Source organism: Aeromonas bestiarum, from assembly GCF_028751155.1.
Lineage (GTDB): Bacteria > Pseudomonadota > Gammaproteobacteria > Enterobacterales > Aeromonadaceae > Aeromonas > Aeromonas bestiarum.
Window position 1 is genome coordinate 4273232 of the sequence record NZ_CP064746.1, and the last position, 21455, is coordinate 4294686.

Consider the following 21455-nt stretch of genomic DNA (forward strand, 5'->3'; position numbering starts at 1 on the left):
TAAAAAAACGCAGCCAACTGGCTGCGTTTTTATTTGATGACTTTCAGCGTCGGACGACCGGTCGGACGCGGTGGTTCCGGCTCGGGCTCCACAGGTGCTTCGGCCTGCTCCAGCCAGAGGTCATAACCCGGCTCGGGCGGGAACAGAGTACCCACGCCATTCTCCCGGGCATGAATGGCCAGTACGGCCGCCATCGGGATATAGACCTGCTGGGAGACGCCACCGAAACGGGCACTGAAGCTGATGGCTTCATTGTCCATGTGGAACTGTCCCACCGCACGCGGCGCTATGTTCAACACGATTTGCCCATCCTGGACAAATTGCATCGGCACCATCACATGAGGGATGTTGACGTTGACCACCAGATGCGGGGTCAGCTCGTTATCCAGCAACCAGTCAAAGAACGCCCGCAACAGATACGGGCGACTGGGTGTCATTGTCGGTTCCATGCTCATACGCCAGCGCGGATCTCGCGCTCGGCTTCGGTCAGGGAAGCCTGGAAGGATTCACGCTCGAACAGACGAACCATGTAGGCCTTCAGCTCCTTGGCACCACGACCGGTGAAGTCGATGCCGAGGCTCGGCAGACGCCACAGCAGCGGGGCCATGTAGCAGTCGACCAGACCGAACTCTTCGCTCATGAAATAGGGCATTTCACCGAAGATAGGCGCGATGGCCAGCAGGTTGTCACGCAGTTCGGCACGCGCCGCATCCACGTCAGTCCCCGCCATGATCTTGTCGGCCAGGGAGTACCAGTCCAGCTCGATGCGATGCATCATCAGACGGCTGTTACCACGGGCAACCGGGTAGACCGGCATCAGGGGCGGGTGCGGGAAGCGCTCGTCCAGATACTCCATGATGATGCGTGAGGTGTACAGTGCCAGCTCACGATCGACCAGAGTCGGTACAGTGTTGTACGGGTTCAGCTCGGCCAGCTCATCCGGCAGGTTGCTTGGGTCAACCTGGCAAATATCTACGCTAACACCCTTCTCCGCCAGGACAATGCGCACCTGATGGCTGAACATATCGTTGGCACCGGAAAACAGCGTCATTACCGAACGCTTATTGGCAGCTACAGCCATTGAACCCTCCCGTCATTAAAAAGCAGAAACGGCAATGAAGCATCTTGGTCTTCATTGCCGTGCATTATATTACCCGGATCTGGTCGCTTAGTGAACGTCGCGCCAGAATTCCTTCTTCAACAGCACAGTGAAGATGAAGAAGATCACGATGAATCCGAGTACCCAGAAGCCCATGCGTTCGCGCTCCTGTTGTACCGGTTCAGCCGAGTAGACCAAGAAGTTTACCAGATCCAGTACCGTCTGATCATACTCTTCGTTATTCATTTCACCGTTGCCGTCAGATTTGACACTGACAACCTGCTGGGTTTCCACCCCGTCGACCGTATGAGTGGCAAACTCGGCACGCGGCGTGCCTTGCAGCGGCTCCAGTACATGGGGCATGCCCACGGACGGGAACACCACGTTGTTCACGCCAAACGGACGAGTCTCGTCCACGTAGAAGGAACGCAGATAGGTGTAGATCCAGTCTGCACCGCGCACCCGCGCCACCAGGGTCAGATCGGGGGGCGGCGCGCCGAACCACTTGGCCGCATCCTTCTCTGAAACCGAGTTCTCCATCAGATCACCGATCTTGGCACCGTTGACGATCAGGTTGGCCGCCATCAGATCTTCCGGAATGCCTATGTCTGCCGCAACCCGGTTGTAACGCTGGTACTGGGTGCTGTGGCAGCCAAAGCAGTAGTTCATGAAGGTGGTTGCACCACGCTGCAGGGACGCCTTGTCGTTCAGGTCATAGCTGGCCTTGTCCAGATGCATGGCACCGGTATTGGCAAATACCAGCGCCGGCAGCAGGGTCAGCACCGCAAAAATTATTCTTTTCATTTGAATGTCACCCTCTCCGGCAGCGGCTTGGTGCTTTCATTCTTGCTGTAGAAGAACAGCAGGACGAAGAACCCGAAATAACCCAGGGTACAGATCTGGGCAATCAGCGTCAGGGTCGGGGTCGATGGCAACACGCCGAGGACACCGAGAATGACGAAGCAGACCACGAACTGGGCGATGTTCAGCTTGTGCAGGGTGCTGCGGTAACGCACCGAGCGCACTTTGCAGCGATCCAGCCAGGGCAACAGGAACAGCACTACGATGGAGAGACCCATCATGATGACGCCCAGCAGCTTGTCAGGCACCGCACGCAAAATGGCGTAGAAGGGCGTGAAGTACCACACCGGGGCTATGTGCGCCGGGGTCTTCAGGCCGTTGGCCACTTCAAAGTTCGGCTTCTCGAGGAAGTAACCCCACATGTCCGGCTTGAAGAAGATGATGGCGCAGAACAGGAACAGGAAGCCTGCCACCCCGATCATGTCCTTCACGGTGAAGTAAGGGTGGAATGCCACCGCATCCAGCGGCCAGCCTTTCTCGTCCTTGTGCTTCTTGATGTCGATGCCGTCCGGGTTGTTGGAGCCCACCTCGTGCAGCGCCAGTATGTGCATGGCCACCAGCATCACCAGTACCAGCGGCAGTGCGATGACGTGCAGCGCGAAGAAGCGGTTCAGGGTCGCCCCCGAGATGACATAGTCACCACGGATCCACAGGGTCAGATCGTCGCCGATCACCGGGATGGCGCCAAACAGGGAGATGATGACCTGAGCCCCCCAGAATGACATCTGGCCCCACGGCAGCAGGTAGCCCATGAAGGCCTCGGCCATCAGGCAGAGGAAGATCAGCATGCCGAAGATCCACAGCAGCTCGCGCGGCTTCTGGTAGGAGCCGTAGATCATGCCGCGGAACATGTGCAGATACACCACCACAAAGAACGCAGACGCGCCTGTGGAGTGCATGTAACGCAACAGCCAGCCGTAGTCCACATCCCGCATGATGTACTCCACGGAAGCAAAGGCGCCTTCTGCAGAGGGGTTGTAGTTCATGGTCAGCCAGATGCCGGTGATGATCTGGTTGACCAGCACCAGCATGGCCAGCGAGCCGAAGAAGTACCAGAAGTTCAGGTTCTTTGGCGCCGGGTACTTGGCCATATGATCGTTGTACATGGCAGTGAGCGGGAAGCGATAGTCGATCCAGCCCATCAGTTTGGCAAACATGGTCAAGCCTCCTTGCCGTCGGCACCGACCAGGATGGTGGTGTCGCTAAGATATTGGTACGGCGGAATGACCAGGTTCAAGGGTGCAGGCACCCCCTGGAACACTCGACCAGCCATGTCGAACTTGGAGCCATGGCACGGGCAGAAGAATCCGGAGGTCACGCCCTGAACCTGTTCACCGAAGTTGTCCGGCAGATAGGAGGGAGAGCATCCCAGATGGGTGCAAATGCCGACGGCCACGAAGATTTCCGGCTTGATGGACCTGTACCCGTTGTGGGCATAGTCCGGCTGCTGAGGTTCGTCGGAGGCTGGGTCGCGCAGCTTGTCATCATGGGCGGCCAGGGCATCCAGCGTCTGCTTGGTACGTTTTACCACCCAGACCGGCTTGCCTCGCCACTCCACGCGGATGAGCTGGCCTGGTTCCAACTTACTGATATCCACTTCTACCGGAGCACCCGCCGCTTTGGCTTTGGCACTCGGGTTCCATGACTTTATAAACGGCACTGCGGTAAAAGCAGCTCCTACCCCACCAACGGCGACCGTTGACCAGGTAAGAAATCTGCGGCGACCGGTATCAACTGGCGCATTGCTCATCCAAAAACTCTCCCATGTGGACTCCGCACATTCTTATTGTGTCCCTGTTCCCCTTTCTTCCGTGACAACAGCGGCGGAAGCGGAGTTACAATTGTCACAGAAAAACCGAGGGAATTTTAAAGAAAAGATAACAACTTGACAAGAAAGAGAAGCGAAGGGCAAAAACAATAAATACACAAATATTTGTCTTTTGTGACGTGGTGTTAGCATTGGCGTAGGTAATATTACCAATAAAAAAAGCCTGGCACATGGCCAGGCTTTTTTGACACTCGTGAGAGTGCGTACCAAAAGCGAATTAACGCTTGGAGTACTGCGGACGCTTACGAGCTTTGTGCAGACCGACTTTCTTACGCTCAACCTTACGGGCATCGCGAGTAACAAAGCCTGCTTTACGCAGTTCGGCACGCAGGGTTTCATCGTACTGCATCAGAGCACGAGTGATACCGTGGCGGATTGCACCAGCTTGACCGGAGATGCCGCCACCGTTAACGGTGATGTACAGATCCAGTTTCTCGGTCATCTCAACCAGTTCCAGCGGCTGACGAACTACCATGCGGGCAGTCGGACGGCCAAAGTACTGCTCCAGGGAGCGCTGGTTGATGATGATTTTACCGCTACCCGCTTTGATAAACACGCGAGCAGTGGAGCTTTTGCGACGGCCGGTACCGTAGTATTGATTTTCTGCCATGTTGCCAGTTCCCGATTAGATATCCAGTACTTGAGGTTGCTGAGCAGCATGAGCATGCTCGGCGCCTGCGTAAACTTTCAGTTTACGGAACATGGCACGGCCCAGAGGACCCTTCGGCAGCATACCTTTGACAGCAGCTTCGATTACCATTTCCGGTTTACGCTTGATCAGCTTGTCGAAGCTGATTGACTTGATACCACCCGGGAAACCGGAGTGAGCATGGTACATTTTGTCGGTAAATTTCTTACCGGTTACGTGTACCTTCTCAGCATTTACAACGATGATGTAATCACCGGTGTCAACGTGCGGAGTGTACTCAGCTTTGTGCTTACCACGCAGACGAGAAGCGATCTCGGTTGCGATACGACCCAGAGTTTTACCTTCTGCGTCCACAATGTACCAGTCACGTTTTACGGTTTCTGGCTTGGCAACGAAAGTTTTCATTAAGTTAAACCCAATTACCTGTTACAGACCCAATTGCTTATGGGGGCTCTCCCACAAACAACAAACGATGGCCTACCTGTACCCCTTCGAATACAAGTAAAGCTTAAAGTGTTGCTGTCTTATCGACAGCTGTAACGTGGGCCGGGCGATTATAAGTGAAGTTGCCTTAAATATCACCTGCTAATTTCACTGCCATGAAGCTAGCAAATGTCGCCCGGCCCTACCTGCCGCAGATGCCCATCCGACTGGCAGGCGCGGTATTGTGACTAAGGAAGGTGCACTCTGGCAAGGTATTCGTGCGATTGCATTTCCTGAAGCCGTGAAAGACAACGTTTGAATTCGAAATTCAGCAGCCCGTCCCCGTAGAGTTCTGTCATGGGGACAGCCGCCGACATGATGAGTTTGACGTGCCGTTCATAGAACTCGTCCACCATGGCGATGAAGCGGCGAGCCGCGTCATCCGTGCCCGCCCCCATGGGTTGCACATTGGCAAGCAGCACGGTGTGAAACAGTCGGGCCAGCTCTATGTAGTCGCTCTGTGAGCGAGGAGTGCAACAAAGTTGCTCGAACTCCATGTAGAGCACCCCTTCCCCCATCCCCAGAGACGCCAATTGACGATGGTTGATCTCGACACTGCCCGCCCGAGCCTCTTCCAGCCCGGTCAACTGTTGAAAATAACGATCCAGATTCGCTTTTGCCTGCTGATCCAGCGGAGAGTGATAAATCTCAGCCTGCTCCAGGGTACGCAAGCGATAGTCGATCCCGCCATCCACATTAAGTATCTCGCAATGACGCTCGATCAATGCGATGGCTGGCAGAAAACGGGCGCGCTGCAGGCCATTTCGATAAAGATCCTGTGGCGGTATGTTCGAGGTGGCCACCAGTACCACGCCGTGACCAAACAACTCCTGGAACAAGGTCCCCAGCAGCATGGCATCCGTGATGTCGGAGACAAAAAACTCATCGAAGCAGATGACGTCTATCTCGCTGGCGAGCTTGCCGGCGATGAGCTTGAGCGGATCGGCCTGGCCGGTCAGCCCCTTGAGTTCGTCGTGCACCCTGTGCATGAAGCGGTGGAAGTGGATCCGCAGTTTTCGCGTCCCTGGCAGGCTCTCGAAAAAAGTATCCATCAGCCAGGTCTTGCCTCTGCCCACTCCGCCCCACATATATAGCCCGAGGACAGGATCCTTGGCCTTGGGCTTTTGCAACCAGCCCAGCAGGCCGCGGGATCTGGTCGGAGTCGGGCTTTGGCACAAATCCTGATAGAGTCGCTCCAGGCGGGTCACGGCCATCGCCTGAGCCGGGTCGGCGACAAAGCCGGGGCGCTGCAAATCCTGCTGATATTTTTGCTGCGGGGTCATCCTGTCAACCGCCTCCAAGTCCCTGAATGAAGGACAAAATGGTATCACGCTCTCGGGGTGCACGGTATAGTGCCATCAAGGCGTAGCGGTCATCCGGGCCGCATCAACACACATTGATTTAGCTGTAACAAGGAGCATCTATGAGTCTGTTAAACGGGATCCTGCTGGCTGTCGCCGCCTTGATTATCGGTATCATCATCGGTCGCTTCACGGTGCGCAGCCGGGATGCCGGACGTCTGGAACAAGAGCTGAAAAAAGCGCACACGGAGCTGGAAAGCTACCAGGGCCAGATCAATACCCACTTCGCCGACAGCGCCGCCCTGATGGAGCAGCTGGCCGAGCAGTATCAGACCCTCTATCGCCACATGGCAGAGCAGAGCAAATTCCTGGCCAAGGCACAGGAGCCGCTGTTCCGCGAAGCGCTGCTCGACGAGAGCAACGATGCACCGGCCAATGAAGAACCGGGCATCCCCCCCCGTGACTATGCCGGCGCCTCCGGTCTGCTCAAGCAGTCCAGTTAGTTCCTTGCGGAACTAATTGCGCTGTATCGTGGTCAGACCTTGACGATTGCATTGCAACTTTTTCTGGGAGCTGTTTTTCATATGCGTAAACCTCTTTCTGTGTTCAGTGTGTTAGCCCTCAGTGTCGGTATCGCCATGTCAGCGGCCCCTGTGCAAGCTGCACTGCCCTCCTTGCTGGCGAACAACCAGGAGATGCCGAGCCTGGCGCCGGTTCTCGAACAGGTCACGCCTGCCGTGGTCAACATTTCCGTCTCTGGCAAAAAAATCACCCGCCAGCGTCTGCCGGAACAATTCCGTTTCTTCTTCGGCCCCAACATGCCTGACGAGCAGGTGAGCGAGCAGCCCTTCCAGGCGCTGGGCTCTGGCGTCATCATAGATGCCAAGAAGGGCTACGTGATCACCAACGCCCACGTCGTGCACGAGGCGGACGAGATCAAGGTCAACCTGAAAGATGGTCGTGAATATGCGGCCAAGAAGATAGGTGAAGACAAGCAGTCCGACATAGCGCTGCTGCAAATCAAGGCCGAGGATCTGGTCCAGATCAAGTTTGCCGATTCGGACGAACTGCGAGTCGGCGACTATGCGCTGGCCATCGGCAACCCGTTTGGCCTGGGCCAGACAGTCACCTCCGGCATCGTCAGCGCCCTGGGCCGCAGCGGCCTCAACATCGAAAATCTGGAGAACTTCATCCAGACCGATGCGGCCATCAACTCCGGCAACTCAGGGGGCGCCCTGCTCAACCTGCGCGGTGAGCTGATCGGCATCAACACCGCCATCCTGGGCCCGAACGGCGGCAACATCGGCATCGGCTTCGCAATTCCGTCCAATATGGTGCGCGATCTGTCCGAACAGATCGTCAAGTACGGTGAAGTACGCCGTGGCCAGTTGGGGATAACGGGGACCGAGCTGACCTCAGAGATCGCCAAGACCTTCGGCTACAACAAGAAGGATGGCGCCTTCGTCAACCAGGTCATGCCCGACTCCGCCGCCGCCAAGGCCGGCATCAAGGCCGGCGACATCATCATCAGCATAGATGGCAAGGCCATCCGCTCGTTCGGTGAGTTGCGCGCCAAGATAGCGACCATGGGGGCCGACAAGCAGGTCGCCCTGGGCCTCATCCGCGATGGCAAGGAGCAGACCGTCAAGGTCATCCTGAAGAAGGCGGATGACAGCGAGATCCTCGCCAGCGTGCTGCACCCGGCACTGGAAGGGGCCAAGCTCAGCACCACCGCCGAACCGGTCACCGGCGTGGCCGTCTCCGATATAGATCCGCGTTCCCCTGCTGCCGCCTCCGGCTTGCAGAAAGGCGACATCATCATCGGAGTCAACCGCCTGCGCATCAACTCGCTGGACGAGCTGACCAAGGCGCTCAAGAACAAGCCCGAGGTGCTGGCACTGAACATACAGCGCGGGGAGTCTTCCCTCTACCTGGTGATACGTTAACGCCCTCACACCCGCGGCCCTCGCCGCGGGTGATTTTTATCCACCGATAGTGTTATTCTCTGCGCGCTGCATGTACGGATGAGAATGACATGAAAATCCCACCTTTGATCAGTTACTTGGGCAAGTCTGTCGGCTTCGGTTTAACCGTGGCGGCTCTCCTGTTGCTGCTGTTTCCCGATTTCCGTGGCGGTGCCCAGTTGCCTGGCATCATCACCAATGCCCGCGAGCTGAGCTTCTCCTATGCGGCCCACAGGGCCGGCCCTGCCGTCGTCAACATCTATACCCGCAGCTTCGCCCGCAATCAGGGCAACCAGGCCGAACTCAGGCCGCAGGGGCTGGGTTCCGGCGTCATCATGAGCCAGCGTGGCCATGTGCTGACCAACTACCATGTCATCGCCGACGCGGACCAGATCATAGTCGCGCTGCAGGATGGCCGCGTGTTCAGTGCCGAGCTGGTCGGCACCGATCAGCTGACCGATCTGGCGGTGCTCTACATAGAATCGGACAATCTGCCGGTGATCCCGCAGGATCCCGAGCGGCTGCCGGATGTGGGGGATGTGGTGCTCGCCATCGGCAACCCCTACAACGTCGGCCAGACCATCACCCAGGGTATCATCAGTGCCACCGGCCGGATCGGCCTTTCCAGCATGGGGCCCGACAGCAACGGCCGGCAGGATCTGTTGCAGACCGATGCCGCCATCAACGAAGGCAACTCGGGTGGCGCCCTGGTCAACGCCCGCGGTGACCTGGTCGGTATCAACACCGCCGCCTATCACCTCAACGGCAATCAGGAGAGCTACGGCATCAGCTTCGCCATCCCCTACAAGCTGGCCAAGCGGATCATGGACGAGCTGATCGCCAATGGCCGGGTCATCCGAGGCTACCTCGGCATCTCCAGCGTCGAGATCAACCCCATAGTGGCCCGCATGATGAACCTGGGCGATCTGCGCGGCCTGGTGATCGAGAGCCTGGATCCCAACGGCCCGGCGGCCAGGGGCGGGCTGACGCGGGGCGATGTGCTGCTCAAGATCAATGGAGAAGCCATCAGTGGCGTGCGCTCCGCCATGGACAAGATCGTCGAGAGCCGCCCCGGCACCAAGCTCACCATCTCGGTGTTTCGCGATGGCAAGCCACTGGAGGTGCAGGTCACCATAGAAGAAGACCTGCGCTACCAGCAAAGGCAGCAGAACAAGGGCAATGCCAGCGCGAGCGCCGCTGCCGCCAGCTGACGCCCGGCCCTCTCCATCACAAGGGCGGGATACCGCCCTTTGTCATCTCAATGCCCTCCTATTTTCCTTGCCATCCGTGAGGCGACTCACAGTTTCCACCAAGCCTTGCCGGGTCAGTCCCGCGCGCCAAGTGCGCCACCGATCACACTAGGTCGGCCCCAATAAGTGCCCTTTCCCCCTCCAACGCACAAAAATCACCGTTTTCAGCCCAGGCGAGCGGGAATTTCCGCTTTGAATCGGAAAAACGCTGCCTCCTCTGCATGCCCCCGCGGGCTTAGGGTAAAGCCATCCCTTCTGCCAGCCTTGGAGAGCAGACATTGCAAACAGAGACTCATGACCAGAACCTGACTCCGGACAGCCCGGCGTTGCTGCGCAAGACCGACCTGGTCCTGGCACGCATCCACTCCCTGCTCGGCGAGCAGGGCATTCGTCCCAACGAGGTGCAGACACAGATGCTGGCCTCCCACGTCAAGGCCATGGTGTGGCGCTCCCATAGCGGCGAATCCCTGCCGGAGGTCGACCTCAGCCTGTTCGAGGAGATCTCCCCCCTCTCCCTGCGACTGGCCGAACAGGTCGTCGCCTGGCTGGAGAAGCTGGCCTATGAAGAGGCTCACCTCTTGTCCGTCCATTTCGAAGTCGCCAAAGAAAACGAACTCAGCTCAGTGAAAGGAGATATCTAAATGACAACCATCAAACTCGTGATTGGAGATCGTCTCGGCAAGGGTCAGAAAGTGGGTGCCGGGGCAGAAACCGCCGGCGCCAGCGTGACCGTGATCCCTGGCATGGCCGCCGACATGAAGCTCGGTGATGTGATGAACAAGGAGCAGGCGGATCTCGGTATCTCCTTCTGCGGCAGCGGCGGCGCTGGTGCCATCACGGCCCAGACCAAGTACGGCTACAAGTGCCGTTACGGCATGCGCTCCGTCGAGGAGGGTGTCACCGCCATCAATGACGGCTGCGTGGTGCTGGGCTTCGGCTTCATGGACAAGGAAGAGCTGGGCCAGAAGCTGGTCGAGGCCTTCGCCAAGAAGCACGGACGCATCTGATGAAAGAGAACTTCACCACCCAGGTCATAGTCAACGGCAAGGGTGCGACCCGCCAGCAGGCGTTCGCCGCCGCCCTCAGCCAGGTGCAGCCCAGCCTGCTCAAGGACAACCCGCGCGTGATGCTGCGGATCGAACCGGTCGAGGTGCAGGTGCTCAAGGCCGAAGAGTCGGTCCGGGTGGAGAAGTTCCTGTTCTTCTTCCTGCCGCGCCAGCGCCGCGAGTTCCGCGTCCAGCTGGAGATCACTGTCAAGGTCACCAGCCTGGACGCCGAGCAAGTGACGTTCACCCTGGTGTGACGCCACCCGCTGGCATCCCCTCACAAGAAGGATACCCTAGATGTTTCTAATCATATTTATCAAGTCACTCATCGTCGGCGGCTTGGTGGGCGTCGGGGTGGGGGCTGGCGCGGCACGCATGTTCCACGCGCCGACCGTACAGGGCATGGGCGCCTTCCGTACCCTGGGCGAGCTAAACTCCTGCGAAGGGGATCCCGCCTCCCACTTCTCGTTCGGCCTCGGCTTCTTCTTCAACGCCTGGGCCTCGACCGTGGCGGCCGGTGCCTTCACCCAGGACGTGGATCACCGCATCATTCCGCACTGGGCCACGGCCGCACTGCTGGTCAAGAACCGGGATCTCGCCACCACCCTGCACGATCCCAAAAAGATGGCCATCGCCGGCGGCATCATAGGCGCCATCGTCGTCGCCTTCCTCAACAGCACGGCCGCCGCTGTGCCGGAAGCCCTGCAGGTCACCGCCGTCAAGGTGCTGGTACCGGCTGCAAACCTCTTGGTCAACACCGTCATGCCGGTGATCTTCTGGCTGGCCGCCATAGAGGCGGGCAAAAAATCCGGCTTCTGGGCCACCATCTTCGGCGGTCTGGCACAGCTCATCATGGGCAACGCGGTACCGGGTCTGGTGCTCGGCATCCTGATCGGCAAGGGGGTGGAAGAGAGCGGCTGGAACCACGTCACTCGCGTGATGATGGCCGCCATAGTGCTGCTGTTCGTGCTGAGCGGATTCTTCCGCGGCTTCGACATGAAACTGATTGAATCCTTCCATATGGGCATTCCCCTGTGGCTGGAGAACGTCCATAACCTGCTTAGCGGCAAATAAGGGGCCACCACATGGATGAGAAACTGAGAAACAACTTCTGGTACGCCGACTGGTCCTTCCCCATCTTCGTCGGCCTGCTCTCGGCCGGCGTCTTTGCCGGGACCCACATGTACTACCTGTACGGGGTCGGCGCCTTCAACGAGGTGGCCTTCGTCGCCATGTTGAAAGCCGGCATGGACACAGGGGCCTACGGCGCTGTGGCGGCCTTCGGTGCCAGCTTCCTGTTTGCCCGCATCATAGAGGGATCCCTAGTGGGGATCCTGGATATCGGCGGCGCCATTCAGACCGGGGTCGGCCTGGGCGTGCCGGCCCTGCTGCTGGGTGCCGGCATTCTCTACCCGGTGGAGAACTTCGGTGCCTCGCTGGCGACCGGCATGGCCATAGGAGTCGCCATCGGCGGCATCATCATCCTGGCGCGCAAGTTCACCATCAACCAGAGCAACTCCACCTACGGGGCGGATGTGATGATGGGAGCTGGCAACAGCTCGGGCCGCTTCCTGGGCCCCCTGATCATCCTCTCTGCCATGGGAGCTTCCATCCCCATCGGGCTGGGTTCCCTGCTGGGTGCACTGCTGTTCTACGTGTGGAACAAGCCCATCACAGGCGGCGCCATCCTGGGTGCCATGCTGCTCGGTACCTTCTTCCCGATCGCCCTTGCATAAGCCCCCGCCGCCCTGTGGGGCGGCCTCTTCGAGGTCATTACCATGCATGATATGATCATCAGAGCGGGACGCCAGGGAAATGGCGAGCTCATCGACATCGCCATCCGGGACGGCAAGATAGCGGCCATCGGCCAGCTGCCGGCAAGGAGCGAGGCGAAGCGAACCCTGGACCTAGCGGGCCGGGTGCATGTGAGCGCGGGCTGGATCGACGGTCACACCCACTGCTACCCCGCCTCCCCCATCTATCAGGATGAACCGGACAAGGTGGGCGTCGAGTCCGGCGTCACCACAGTCATAGACGCAGGCAGCACGGGGGCCGACGACGTGGACGACTTCCAGCGCCTCGCGTCGGGCTGCAAGACCCGGGTGCACGCCCTGCTCAACATCTCCCGCATCGGCCTGCTGCGCCAGAACGAGCTGGCGGACAGCCGGGATCTGGACATGGCGCTCGCCTCGGCAGCCATTGCCCGCCACCCCGGCTTTGTCGTCGGCATCAAGGCGCGCATGAGCGGCAGTGTGGTGGGCGAGAACGGCCTGCAGCCGCTGCGCATGGCCAAGGCACTGCAGCAGGCCCATGGCCGGCTGCCGCTGATGGTGCACGTGGGCAACACGCCGCCGGATCTGGACGAGATAGTCGCCCTGCTGGGAGAGGGGGATCTGCTGACCCACTGCTTCAACGGCAAACCGAACCGCATCCTGACCCCGGCCGGCGAGCTGCGGGTCGCGGTGCGCGAGGCGATGAAACGGGGCCTTTTGCTCGACATAGGCCACGGCGGCGCCAGCTTCAGCTTCGAGGTGGCGGAGCTTGCCATCCGCCAGGGGATACTGCCCCACACAATCAGCTCCGACATCTACTGCAAGAACCGCATCAAGGGGCCCGTCTACAGCCTGGCCCACGTGATGTCCAAGTTTCTCGCCATCGGCATGACGCTGGAACAGGTGCTCGCCTGCGTCACCGACCAGGCCGCCGATGCGCTGCGCCTGACCGGCAAGGGACGACTCGAGGTGGGCGCGGATGCCGATCTGACCCTGTTCGAGCTGGCCAGCGGCCCGACCCTGTTCATGGATACCGAGGCGCAATCGCACAGCGGCGACCTGCAACTGCTTCCCCTCGCCGCCCTGGTGGGTGGTGACCTGGTTCTGACTCACTATGGGAAATCACACCATGCCTTCTGTTTATGAGAAATATCAGCTCAAACCCGTGATCAACGCCTCCGGGCGCATGACCATTCTCGGCGTTTCCACCCCCGAGCAGGAGGTGGTCGATGCGGTCAACTTCGGCCTGGGCCACTACTTCGAGGTGAAGGATCTGGTCAACAAGACGGGGGCCTACCTGGCAGGCTTGCTGGATGTGGAAGATGCTGTGGTGGTCTCCTGCGCCAGCGCCGGCATAGCCCAGTCGGTGGCCGCCGTGATAGTGCGTGGCGACCCCTACCGGCTGGAGCAACTGCATGCCCATCGTCATGACGTGCCGAGCGAAATCGTGCTGCCCAAGGGGCACAACGTCAACTTCGGCGCGCCGGTCGGCACCATGGTCAATCTGGGGGGCGGCCAGGTGGTGGAGGCGGGCTATGCCAACGAGTGCTCCCCTGCCCAGCTGGCTGCCGCCATCAATGCCAACACAGCTGCCATCCTCTACATCAAGTCCCACCACTGCGTGCAGAAGAGCATTCTGTCGGTGGCCGAGGCGGCCGAGGTGGCCAAAGCCCACCAGCTGCCGCTCATCGTCGATGCGGCTGCCGAAGAGGATCTGCGTCTCTATTACAACCAGGGGGCGGATCTGGTCATCTACAGCGGCGCCAAGGCCATCGAAGGGCCCACCAGCGGATTGGTGCTCGGCAAACGCCAGTATGTGGAGTGGGTCAAGCAGCAGGCCAACGGTATAGGCCGCGCCATGAAGGTGGGCAAGGAGGGGATCCTCGGCCTGACCCACGCCATCGAGCGCTATCTGGAAAAAGAGAAGGAGAGCGGTGCCGCCATGGTTGCCAAGATGAGCCCCTTCATCGAGTGCCTCAACCAGCTGCAGGGCGTCAGCGCCAAAGTGGTGTGGGACAGCGCGGGGCGCGACATAGCCCGCACCGATATCGCCTTCGACCATGCCCGCATCGGCATGACGACTGTGCAAGTCGTCACCCGCCTGCAGCAGGGCACTCCTGCCATCTACTGCCGTGGCTACAAGGCCAACGAAGGGCATATCGAGATCGATGTGCGCAGCGTCACCGCCCCCCAGCTCGACCAGATCCATGCCGCCATTGCTAACCTCATACAGGAGAATCGCTGATGTCCTTAACTCCCAACTACTACCGTGACCGTGTCTGCCTCAACGTACTGGCAGGTTCCAAAGATAATGCCGTCGCGGTATACGACGCAGCTGAAGGCCATGTGCTGGTCGGCGTGCTTTCCAAAAACTATCCGGATGTGCCCGCTGCGGTCGCCGATATGAAGGAGTACTCGGCCCTTATCGACAACGCCCTCTCCATCGGGCTGGGGGCGGGCGATCCACGCCAGTCCGCCATGGTGGCCGAACTGGCTCGCCAGCTGCAGCCCCAGCACGTCAATCAGGTGTTCACCGGGGTCGGTGCCAGCCGGGCACTGCTGGGCCAGCCAGAGACACTGGTCAATGGCCTTATCTCCCCCACCGGCACGCCGGGGATGGTGAAGATATCCACCGGGCCCCTCAGTGCCGGGCAGCCGGACGGGATTGTGCCTATCGACACCGCCATCGCCCTGCTCAAGGACATGGGCGGCAGCTCGGTCAAGTTCTTCCCCATGGGCGGTCTCACCTGCCGTGACGAGTATCAGGCGGTCGCCGAAGCCTGCGCCCGTCACGGCTTCTGGCTGGAGCCCACAGGTGGCATGGATCTGGAGAACTTCGAGGAGATAGTCCGCATCGCACTGGACGCCGGTGTCGAGAAGGTGATCCCCCACGTCTACAGTTCCATCATCGACAGCGAGAGCGGCCAGACCCGCCCCGAGGATGTGCGCACCCTGCTCGCCACTGTGAAACGACTGTTGGCGTGACGAAAGATGGCACCGGTCCGATCACTGGCCGGTGCCTGGCTTGTTAATGAGTCGCTTGTTAACATCGACCCTTTATTTCGCGACAGGAGTCCCGCCCCCCCTCATGACCAAGCTGCCCCACCCCAGACTCCATCAGCTGCTGACCCAGCTCCATGCCGAACCGCTGCCACAGGAGGAGCTGGCTCGCCGCCTCAATGTCTCCACCCGCACGGTGCGCACCGATGTGGCGACCCTCAATGAGCTGATCGCCACCCACGGCGCCCACCTGATCCACCAGCGCGGCAGCGGCTACCAGCTCAAGATTTACAATCAGGGGCTGTTTGACGAGTTGCTGGCGGCCCAGGAGCAGGAGAGCAGCCTGCCCCGAACCAGCCGCGAGCGGGTACTGCACCTGCAGATCCTGCTGCTGACGGCGGAACAGGGGATCAAACTCGACGAGCTGGCGGATACCTGGTATCTGAGCCGGGCGGCACTGCAGGGCGACATGGCGGAGGTGCGGGAGCGACTCGCCCACTTCGGCTTGCTCATCGACAGCAAGCCACGGCTGGGCATGCGCATCCAGGGGAGCGAGACGGCGATCCGGGCCTGCCTCACCCAGCTGCTCTATCAGGAGCTGATCCACAACAACCAGTTGCAGAGCCTGCTGCCCAACCTTTGCCCCAGCAAGACGCTGGAGGTAGTGGGCAATCACATCCATGCCCAGCTCGGCCATCACCAGCTGCGCCTGGCCGACGAGAGCCTGCAGCAGCTCGCCATCTACTGTGCCGTCGCCCTGCTGCGCCAGGCTGCCGGCCACGAGCTGCGCCAGTTTGCCAGCGACGACATCACCCAGACTCTGGCCGCCGTGGCCCGCGACATCTACGCCGAGCTGCCGACCCTGACACCGCCGGGAGCAGAGGAGATCGCCTGCCTCGCCATCCAGATCCAGGCCCGCCTCACCGCTGACACGCCCAGGCTCAGCCCGGCCATGGCCGCCGAGAGCGAGCAGCTGGTCGAGCATCTGCTCACCTATATCCAGCAGCACTACCCCTATGATCTGCGCGGAGATCTGCAGTTGCGGGCGGATCTGCAGACCCATATCAGCGCCATGCTGCTGCGGGTCAAATACCAGATTGGCAGCCACAATCCGCTGGCGGATCACATCAAGCAGTACTATCCCCTCGCCTACGACATCACGCTGGCGGCCATCTCTGAGTGGATCAGGCAGACTCCCTACCGGCTGACCCATCACGAGATAGGTTATCTGGTGATCCATATCGGAGTCGGGCTGGAGCGCCACTATGACATCGGCTATACCCGTCGCCCCCAGGCGCTGCTGCTGTGTGACGCCGGCAACGCTACCTTCCGGGTGCTGGAGGCGCGCATCAAGCGGGAATACCCCCAGCTCCAGCTGACGACACTGGAGTCGGTGCGAGATTACGAGGGATTGGCGCGGATCGAGCAAGACTTCGTCATCAGCACCGTCAAGGTGGCCGAGAAGAACGCGCCCGTGGTGCAAGTCGCCCCCTTCCCGACCCAGTATCAGCTGGAGCAGCTCGGCAAGCTGGTGCTGATCGACCGCACCCGCCCCTACCTGCTCGACAAATACTTCGATGCCGACCACTTCATGGTGGTAAGTGAGCCACTCAGCCAGAGCCAGTTGTTTGCCAGGATCTGCGATCAGCTGGAGGCCGAAGATCGGGTGGAGAGCGGATTCAGAAGCTCGTTGCACGAGCGGGAGCGCATCGTCTCCACCCTGCTGGGGGAAGGCATAGCCCTGCCCCACTCCCTCGGCCTGCTGGCGCGGCGCACCCTGGTCTATACAGTGCTGGCCCCCCAAGGGATTGACTGGGGCAATGGCGAGACAGCCACCCTCATCTTCGTGCTGGCCATCAGCAAGGCGGACTACGAAGAGGCGATGGGGCTCTACGACCTGTTTCTGGCGCTGATGAACGAAAAAGCCAGCAAAAATTTGCTGGCTTGTCGGGATTTTGCCAGCTTCAAGGGGCTGGCGCGCACCGGTTCCTGAACCAGGACGGGGAGTGAGTCACTCCTCGTTGAAGCCGGAGGTGAACAGTGCCACCACGGCAGCCAGCGCCTCCACTTCTTCGGGGCCCTCCACCTGCACCTCCACCTGCTTGCCCTGAGCGGAATCCAGCATCAGCAGGCCGATCACGCTGTCCGCATCGGCCTCTATGCCATCCTCGTTGCGCAGCAGCACGTGGGCGTCGAAGCCCTGCACCAGCTCGAATAGCATCATGGCCGGCCTCGCATGCATACCCAGTTTGTTTTTGACTTCCACCGAGGCTGAGACGGTCATCTGATCTCCCTATTGGTCCATCAATATTGCGGCGCACTCTTGTCGAGGGTGCGGTGGCGGATCTGGACGTTCTTGCCCAGCAGCCGGAATGCGCTGGCCAGCTGTTCGGCGATGAACACGGATCTGTGCTGACCACCGGTGCAACCTATCCCCACAGTCACATAACTGCGATTGTTGCGCTCCAGATGCGGCAGCCAGGTCGCCAGCATGTTCTCAATCTGCAGGATGAACTGCATCACGTCCGGCTGGCTGGAGAGGTAGCGGGCCACAGGCTCGTCCTTGCCGGTAAAGGGCTTGAGTTCGGGGATCCAGTGCGGATTGGGCAGGAAGCGGGCATCGAACACGAAGTCGGCGTCCTTGGGGATGCCGTACTTGAAGCCGAACGACTCGAACACCAGCACCAGCTCATTCTCTTTCTTGCCGAGCACCCGGGTCTTGATGAGCTCGCTCAGGTCGTGAATGCTGAGGTTGGTGGTGTCGATGCGCAGGTCGGCGGTCGAGGAGAGCGGTGCCAGCAGGTGGGTCTCCTCCCGGATCGCCTCATCCAGCGACAGCTGTTTGCGCGACAGAGGATGCAACCGGCGACTCTCGCCGTAACGCTTGAGCAGGGTGGAGTTTTCCGCATCGAAGAAGAAGCTGGAAAATTCGACCCGGCCCTCGTTGCGCACCTGGGCCAGCAGGGTCTCCAGCTTGTCCGGGCTCACCGGCAGGTTGCGCACGTCTATGCTGACCGCCAGCTTGTCATACTGGCTCTCGACCGAGACGATCAGCTGGGGCAGCAGGTTGACCGGCAGGTTATCCACGCAGTAATAACCGAGATCCTCCAGCACACGCAGGGCAACTGTCTTGCCCGAGCCGGAGCGCCCACTTACCACTATTAATTGCATCTTGTTCCCTCACCGCTTGGAGTCATGACGGGGGCCTGCATATCAGGCCGAGGTCATGATCTGATAGAGATCTTCATCGCTGGTTGCCTGGCGCAACTGGCGGCAAACCGCCTTGTCACCCAGTTTGGATGCCATCAGGGAAAGGGTCTTGAGGTGCTGCTTGCACTCGCTTTCCGGCACCAGCAGGGCAAAGAGCAGGTCAACCGGTTGATTGTCGATGGAGTCGAAGGGGATAGGCTCTGCGAAGGTCATCAGGATGGCGGTCGGCGGAAACTCGTCACCGATCCGGCCGTGGGGAATGGCGATACCGGCACCGATACCGGTACTGCCCATCTTTTCTCGGGCCAGCAGGCACTCGAATAACGCCTGACGAGAGGTCCCCAGGCGCTCAGCGGCTAATTCACTGATGATCTCAAGGGCGCGTTTCTTGCTGGTACAAGGGACCGCACTTTTGGTGCAGTCCCGACTCAGTATGTGTTCAAGTTGCATAGTTATTTTTGATTTAACTTATCTTTGTGCTTGATGATCTGCCGATCCAGCTTGTCCAGCAGGGTATCAATCGCAGCATACATGTCGGCATGCTGTGAATTGGCGAACACCTCGCCACCGCTGACATGCAGCTTGGCTTCGGCGATCTGGTTCAGTTTTTCTACGCTCAACACCACATGAACATTGTTGATGTGGTCAAAGTGACGCTCGAGTTTGGCAAATTTGTTGTTCACATAATCACGCAGAGCTTCGGTGATCTCGACATGGTGTCCGGTCAGGTTAATTTGCATAACGTCTTCCTTTTGTTTTGCCTAAACCAGGCGTTTGCGCTGATTGGATGGCGGGATCAACAAGGATTCACGGTACTTTGCGATCGTGCGTCTCGCCACCATAATACCCTGTTCGGCCAGCAAATCCGCGATCTTGCTATCACTTAGCGGCTTGGCGGGATTCTCTGCCGTCACCAGCTTCTTGATCAGCGCGCGAATTGCGGTCGATGAGCACTCTCCTCCTCCTTCGGTATTCACATGACTGGAGAAAAAAAACTTCAGTTCGAAGATGCCGCGGGGCGTATGCATGTATTTCTGGGTCGTTACCCGGGAGATAGTTGACTCATGCATCTCTACCGCTTCGGCGATGTCGTTGAGCACCATGGGCTTCATGGCCTCTTCACCATACTCGAAAAAGCCCTGTTGCTGCTCGACAATGCAGCTGGCCACCTTGAGCAGGGTGTCATTGCGACTCTCCAGGCTCTTGATGAACCACTTCGCCTCTTGCAGATGGGAACGGATGAACTGGGTGTCCTGGCTGGTGCGCGCCTGGCGTGCCATGGCGGCATAGGTCTCGTTGACCCGGATGCGCGGCGCGGAATCGGGATTGAGCTCGACCACCCATTTGGTACCCTTCTTGACCACGGTCACATCCGGGATCACGTACTGGGAGTCGCTCTGTATGATGCCATTGCCCGGTCTGGGCTCCAGCTGCTGGATGAGATCCAGTACCTCCTTGAGGTCGCTCTCCTTGAGCCGGGTCTTGCGCGCCAGGGTGCGATAATCGCGATTGCCGAGCAAGTCCATGTGCTCGTTGATCACCTCTCTGGCCTCGGTGAGCCAGGGCAGTTCGGGGGCGTATTGACCGAGCTGGATCAACAGGCATTCCTGTACCGAACGGGCGGCGATGCCGACCGGATCGAAATGCTGCACTCGCTTGAGCACGGCCTCGACCTCGTCGAGTTCCACCTCGACATCCTCGCTGCTCACCGCCGCCTGTATATCTTCGAGGGAGACGGTCAGATAACCGGAGTCGTCGATGGCATCTATGATGGCGAGGGCTATGGCGGCATCCAGATCGCTGAACGGCGTGAGTCGCATCTGCCACAGCAGATAGTCCTGCAGATTCTCGGTGGTTTCGCCCTGATAGACGCTGTCTTCCCCATCGTGGATGGGGCCTGCGCTCTGGGCCGTGCCGGCCGAGTAGACATCCTCCCAGGTGGTATCCACCGGCAACTCGTCCGGCATCTGATCCTGGGCCATGGCATCGCTGGAGTCGAGCTGACTGGCGTCGACCGGCTCTTCCGGGCTGGTCTCCTGCACCTCATTCTCCTCTTGCTCCAGCAAGGGGTTGTTATCGAGCGCTTGCTGAATTTCCTGCTGGAGTTCCAGGGTGGAGAGCTGGAGCAGACGAATCGCTTGTTGTAATTGCGGCGTCATGGTCAGGGACTGACCGAGACGCAACTGTAATGTCGGCTTCATCTACGTCGGGATATCCTTATGTTCAGCGAGGCAGTCGTCACAGGAAATGAAGAGATGCCCCCTTACTATAGACTGAATTGATCGCCCAAATAGACGCGCTTGACCTGTTCATCGGCCAGTATCTCGGCCGGCGCACCTTCGGCAATCATCTTGCCGTGGCTGACGATATAAGCCTTCTCGCATACGTCCAGAGTCTCTCTGACGTTGTGGTCGGTGATCAAGACGCCCAGGCCTCTATCTTTCAGATGCTGGATGATCTTCTTGATGTCTATCACAGAAATGGGGTCGACCCCGGCAAACGGCTCATCCAGCAGGATAAAACGCGGCTCGGCCGCCAGCGCGCGGGCGATCTCGACCCGGCGTCGCTCCCCCCCGGACAGACTCTGACCCAGGTTGTCGCGAATGTGGGTGATATTGAACTCTTCCAGCAGCTGTTCGACCTTGTCTTCCCGCTCTTCGCGGCTCAGCCCCTTGCGGGTCTGCATGACCCCCATCAGGTTGTCGAACACCGACAGGCGGCGGAAAATGGAGGCCTCCTGCGGCAGATAGCCGATGCCGTTGCGGGCTCGGATATGCATGGGCTGCAGGCTGATGTCCTGATCGTCTATGGTGATGAGACCGGCATCGCTCTGCACCAGTCCCACTATCATGTAGAAGGAGGTGGTCTTGCCGGCGCCATTCGGACCTAACAATCCGACGATCTGGCCGGTACCTACTTCCAGGCTCACATCGCTGACCACCATGCGGCGCTTGTAACTTTTTTGCAGGCCGACTGCTTTCAACACTGCCAT

General features: G+C 59.6%; 26 protein-coding genes. 12 read left to right on the top strand and 14 right to left on the bottom strand.

The genetic code is table 11. From position 1 onward, the window contains the following. Positions 1 to 29: 29 nt before the first annotated feature. The 8 genes from IU367_RS19805 to zapE all read right to left on the bottom strand — a co-directional run bounded on the left by IU367_RS19805 (position 30) and on the right by zapE (position 6203). On the bottom strand, positions 30 to 455 hold the full coding sequence (locus tag IU367_RS19805; RefSeq protein ID WP_043554320.1) for a ClpXP protease specificity-enhancing factor: 426 nt from the start codon (positions 453 to 455) through the stop codon (positions 30 to 32). Further along, the gene (sspA, locus tag IU367_RS19810; protein WP_011707594.1) at positions 452 to 1081 is read right to left on the bottom strand and encodes a stringent starvation protein SspA; all 630 of its coding nucleotides are present in this window, start codon (positions 1079 to 1081) and stop codon (positions 452 to 454) included. The genes IU367_RS19805 and sspA overlap by 4 nt, the downstream gene beginning before the upstream one ends. 87 nt (positions 1082 to 1168) lie before the next feature. Then, on the bottom strand, positions 1169 to 1903 hold the full coding sequence (locus IU367_RS19815) for a cytochrome c1 (protein ID WP_103472052.1): 735 nt from the start codon (positions 1901 to 1903) through the stop codon (positions 1169 to 1171). Continuing rightward, positions 1900 to 3117, bottom strand: a complete 1218-nt coding sequence (locus tag IU367_RS19820) for a cytochrome b (protein ID WP_042867879.1) — start codon at positions 3115 to 3117, stop codon at positions 1900 to 1902. The genes IU367_RS19815 and IU367_RS19820 overlap by 4 nt, the downstream gene beginning before the upstream one ends. Before the next feature lie 2 nt (positions 3118 to 3119). Further along, positions 3120 to 3710: a ubiquinol-cytochrome c reductase iron-sulfur subunit gene (petA, locus tag IU367_RS19825; protein WP_005305890.1), complete on the bottom strand. Its 591-nt coding sequence runs from the start codon at positions 3708 to 3710 to the stop codon at positions 3120 to 3122. 295 nt (positions 3711 to 4005) lie between these two features. After that, positions 4006 to 4398, bottom strand: a complete 393-nt coding sequence (gene rpsI / locus IU367_RS19830) for a 30S ribosomal protein S9 (RefSeq protein ID WP_042019610.1) — start codon at positions 4396 to 4398, stop codon at positions 4006 to 4008. 15 nt (positions 4399 to 4413) lie between these two features. Continuing rightward, a complete protein-coding gene (gene rplM / locus IU367_RS19835; protein WP_042039071.1) occupies positions 4414 to 4842 on the bottom strand; it encodes a 50S ribosomal protein L13 in 429 nt (142 codons plus the stop codon). Between the two features lie 266 nt (positions 4843 to 5108). Further along, a complete protein-coding gene (zapE, locus tag IU367_RS19840; RefSeq protein ID WP_274452895.1) occupies positions 5109 to 6203 on the bottom strand; it encodes a cell division protein ZapE in 1095 nt (364 codons plus the stop codon). Positions 6204 to 6343: 140 nt separating this feature from the next. Here zapE and IU367_RS19845 point away from each other — a divergent pair, with 140 nt between their 5' ends. The 12 genes from IU367_RS19845 to IU367_RS19900 all read left to right on the top strand — a co-directional run bounded on the left by IU367_RS19845 (position 6344) and on the right by IU367_RS19900 (position 17246). Next, positions 6344 to 6724 (top strand): Z-ring associated ZapG family protein, encoded by a 381-nt coding sequence (locus IU367_RS19845; RefSeq protein WP_042867875.1) that lies wholly within the window; start codon positions 6344 to 6346, stop codon positions 6722 to 6724. Positions 6725 to 6805: 81 nt separating this feature from the next. Further along, on the top strand, positions 6806 to 8167 hold the full coding sequence (locus tag IU367_RS19850; protein ID WP_042867873.1) for a Do family serine endopeptidase: 1362 nt from the start codon (positions 6806 to 6808) through the stop codon (positions 8165 to 8167). Positions 8168 to 8256: 89 nt separating this feature from the next. Beyond that, entirely contained in the window at positions 8257 to 9396 is a 1140-nt protein-coding gene (gene degS / locus IU367_RS19855) for an outer membrane-stress sensor serine endopeptidase DegS (RefSeq protein ID WP_274452896.1), read from the top strand. 317 nt (positions 9397 to 9713) lie between these two features. Next, positions 9714 to 10076 (top strand): PRD domain-containing protein, encoded by a 363-nt coding sequence (locus tag IU367_RS19860; RefSeq protein ID WP_274452897.1) that lies wholly within the window; start codon positions 9714 to 9716, stop codon positions 10074 to 10076. Then, positions 10077 to 10442: a glycine-rich SFCGS family protein gene (locus IU367_RS19865; protein WP_274452898.1), complete on the top strand. Its 366-nt coding sequence runs from the start codon at positions 10077 to 10079 to the stop codon at positions 10440 to 10442. Continuing rightward, positions 10442 to 10738: a DUF4312 family protein gene (locus IU367_RS19870; RefSeq protein WP_103472048.1), complete on the top strand. Its 297-nt coding sequence runs from the start codon at positions 10442 to 10444 to the stop codon at positions 10736 to 10738. Before IU367_RS19865 ends, IU367_RS19870 begins: the two co-directional genes overlap by 1 nt. A gap of 40 nt (positions 10739 to 10778) precedes the next feature. After that, entirely contained in the window at positions 10779 to 11555 is a 777-nt protein-coding gene (locus IU367_RS19875; RefSeq protein WP_043554311.1) for a DUF4311 domain-containing protein, read from the top strand. 11 nt (positions 11556 to 11566) lie between these two features. Then, positions 11567 to 12217 (top strand): DUF4310 family protein, encoded by a 651-nt coding sequence (locus IU367_RS19880; protein ID WP_043139987.1) that lies wholly within the window; start codon positions 11567 to 11569, stop codon positions 12215 to 12217. Between the two features lie 42 nt (positions 12218 to 12259). Then, positions 12260 to 13399, top strand: a complete 1140-nt coding sequence (locus tag IU367_RS19885; RefSeq protein ID WP_274452899.1) for an amidohydrolase/deacetylase family metallohydrolase — start codon at positions 12260 to 12262, stop codon at positions 13397 to 13399. Then, on the top strand, positions 13383 to 14498 hold the full coding sequence (locus IU367_RS19890; protein WP_274452900.1) for a DgaE family pyridoxal phosphate-dependent ammonia lyase: 1116 nt from the start codon (positions 13383 to 13385) through the stop codon (positions 14496 to 14498). The genes IU367_RS19885 and IU367_RS19890 overlap by 17 nt, the downstream gene beginning before the upstream one ends. Next, positions 14498 to 15238: a 2-dehydro-3-deoxy-phosphogluconate aldolase gene (dagF, locus tag IU367_RS19895; RefSeq protein ID WP_274452901.1), complete on the top strand. Its 741-nt coding sequence runs from the start codon at positions 14498 to 14500 to the stop codon at positions 15236 to 15238. The genes IU367_RS19890 and dagF overlap by 1 nt, the downstream gene beginning before the upstream one ends. Positions 15239 to 15341: 103 nt before the next feature. After that, a complete protein-coding gene (locus tag IU367_RS19900; protein ID WP_274452902.1) occupies positions 15342 to 17246 on the top strand; it encodes a BglG family transcription antiterminator in 1905 nt (634 codons plus the stop codon). Positions 17247 to 17264: 18 nt separating this feature from the next. Here IU367_RS19900 and npr read toward each other — a convergent pair whose 3' ends face one another. The 6 genes from npr to lptB form a co-directional block, all read right to left on the bottom strand. Then, positions 17265 to 17537, bottom strand: coding sequence for a PTS phosphocarrier protein NPr (gene npr, locus IU367_RS19905; protein WP_005314403.1), 273 nt, complete (start codon positions 17535 to 17537; stop codon positions 17265 to 17267). Positions 17538 to 17557: 20 nt separating this feature from the next. Continuing rightward, on the bottom strand, positions 17558 to 18424 hold the full coding sequence (gene rapZ, locus IU367_RS19910; protein WP_043140001.1) for an RNase adapter RapZ: 867 nt from the start codon (positions 18422 to 18424) through the stop codon (positions 17558 to 17560). Between the two features lie 42 nt (positions 18425 to 18466). Then, positions 18467 to 18913: a PTS IIA-like nitrogen regulatory protein PtsN gene (gene ptsN, locus IU367_RS19915; protein ID WP_042039095.1), complete on the bottom strand. Its 447-nt coding sequence runs from the start codon at positions 18911 to 18913 to the stop codon at positions 18467 to 18469. A 2-nt stretch (positions 18914 to 18915) separates the two neighbouring features. Continuing rightward, positions 18916 to 19203 carry a ribosome hibernation promoting factor gene (gene hpf / locus IU367_RS19920; protein WP_005305957.1) on the bottom strand — a complete coding sequence of 96 codons (288 nt, stop codon included), beginning with the start codon at positions 19201 to 19203 and terminating at the stop codon, positions 18916 to 18918. A gap of 21 nt (positions 19204 to 19224) precedes the next feature. Further along, on the bottom strand, positions 19225 to 20664 hold the full coding sequence (locus IU367_RS19925; protein ID WP_043140004.1) for an RNA polymerase factor sigma-54: 1440 nt from the start codon (positions 20662 to 20664) through the stop codon (positions 19225 to 19227). A 65-nt stretch (positions 20665 to 20729) separates the two neighbouring features. Continuing rightward, positions 20730 to 21455 carry an LPS export ABC transporter ATP-binding protein gene (gene lptB, locus IU367_RS19930; RefSeq protein WP_042867841.1) on the bottom strand — a complete coding sequence of 242 codons (726 nt, stop codon included), beginning with the start codon at positions 21453 to 21455 and terminating at the stop codon, positions 20730 to 20732.

Excerpts from the sequence above, each read along its gene's own strand:
- IU367_RS19890 (WP_274452900.1), top strand. The coding sequence starts at position 13,383 with ATGCCTTCTGTTTATGAGAAATATCAGCTCAAACCCGTGATCAACGCC.
- zapE (WP_274452895.1), bottom strand. The coding sequence starts at position 6,203 with ATGACCCCGCAGCAAAAATATCAGCAGGATTTGCAGCGCCCCGGCTTT.
- IU367_RS19820 (WP_042867879.1), bottom strand. The coding sequence starts at position 3,117 with ATGTTTGCCAAACTGATGGGCTGGATCGACTATCGCTTCCCGCTCACT.
- sspA (WP_011707594.1), bottom strand. The coding sequence starts at position 1,081 with ATGGCTGTAGCTGCCAATAAGCGTTCGGTAATGACGCTGTTTTCCGGT.
- rapZ (WP_043140001.1), bottom strand. The coding sequence starts at position 18,424 with ATGCAATTAATAGTGGTAAGTGGGCGCTCCGGCTCGGGCAAGACAGTT.
- dagF (WP_274452901.1), top strand. The coding sequence starts at position 14,498 with ATGTCCTTAACTCCCAACTACTACCGTGACCGTGTCTGCCTCAACGTA.
- hpf (WP_005305957.1), bottom strand. The coding sequence starts at position 19,203 with ATGCAAATTAACCTGACCGGACACCATGTCGAGATCACCGAAGCTCTG.
- IU367_RS19885 (WP_274452899.1), top strand. The coding sequence starts at position 12,260 with ATGCATGATATGATCATCAGAGCGGGACGCCAGGGAAATGGCGAGCTC.
- IU367_RS19875 (WP_043554311.1), top strand. The coding sequence starts at position 10,779 with ATGTTTCTAATCATATTTATCAAGTCACTCATCGTCGGCGGCTTGGTG.
- petA (WP_005305890.1), bottom strand. The coding sequence starts at position 3,710 with ATGAGCAATGCGCCAGTTGATACCGGTCGCCGCAGATTTCTTACCTGG.
- IU367_RS19880 (WP_043139987.1), top strand. The coding sequence starts at position 11,567 with ATGGATGAGAAACTGAGAAACAACTTCTGGTACGCCGACTGGTCCTTC.
- ptsN (WP_042039095.1), bottom strand. The coding sequence starts at position 18,913 with ATGCAACTTGAACACATACTGAGTCGGGACTGCACCAAAAGTGCGGTC.
- rplM (WP_042039071.1), bottom strand. The coding sequence starts at position 4,842 with ATGAAAACTTTCGTTGCCAAGCCAGAAACCGTAAAACGTGACTGGTAC.
- IU367_RS19900 (WP_274452902.1), top strand. The coding sequence starts at position 15,342 with ATGACCAAGCTGCCCCACCCCAGACTCCATCAGCTGCTGACCCAGCTC.
- IU367_RS19925 (WP_043140004.1), bottom strand. The coding sequence starts at position 20,664 with ATGAAGCCGACATTACAGTTGCGTCTCGGTCAGTCCCTGACCATGACG.
- lptB (WP_042867841.1), bottom strand. The coding sequence starts at position 21,455 with ATGGCAGTGTTGAAAGCAGTCGGCCTGCAAAAAAGTTACAAGCGCCGC.
- rpsI (WP_042019610.1), bottom strand. The coding sequence starts at position 4,398 with ATGGCAGAAAATCAATACTACGGTACCGGCCGTCGCAAAAGCTCCACT.
- IU367_RS19845 (WP_042867875.1), top strand. The coding sequence starts at position 6,344 with ATGAGTCTGTTAAACGGGATCCTGCTGGCTGTCGCCGCCTTGATTATC.
- IU367_RS19805 (WP_043554320.1), bottom strand. The coding sequence starts at position 455 with ATGAGCATGGAACCGACAATGACACCCAGTCGCCCGTATCTGTTGCGG.
- IU367_RS19815 (WP_103472052.1), bottom strand. The coding sequence starts at position 1,903 with ATGAAAAGAATAATTTTTGCGGTGCTGACCCTGCTGCCGGCGCTGGTA.
- npr (WP_005314403.1), bottom strand. The coding sequence starts at position 17,537 with ATGACCGTCTCAGCCTCGGTGGAAGTCAAAAACAAACTGGGTATGCAT.
- IU367_RS19865 (WP_274452898.1), top strand. The coding sequence starts at position 10,077 with ATGACAACCATCAAACTCGTGATTGGAGATCGTCTCGGCAAGGGTCAG.
- IU367_RS19850 (WP_042867873.1), top strand. The coding sequence starts at position 6,806 with ATGCGTAAACCTCTTTCTGTGTTCAGTGTGTTAGCCCTCAGTGTCGGT.
- degS (WP_274452896.1), top strand. The coding sequence starts at position 8,257 with ATGAAAATCCCACCTTTGATCAGTTACTTGGGCAAGTCTGTCGGCTTC.
- IU367_RS19870 (WP_103472048.1), top strand. The coding sequence starts at position 10,442 with ATGAAAGAGAACTTCACCACCCAGGTCATAGTCAACGGCAAGGGTGCG.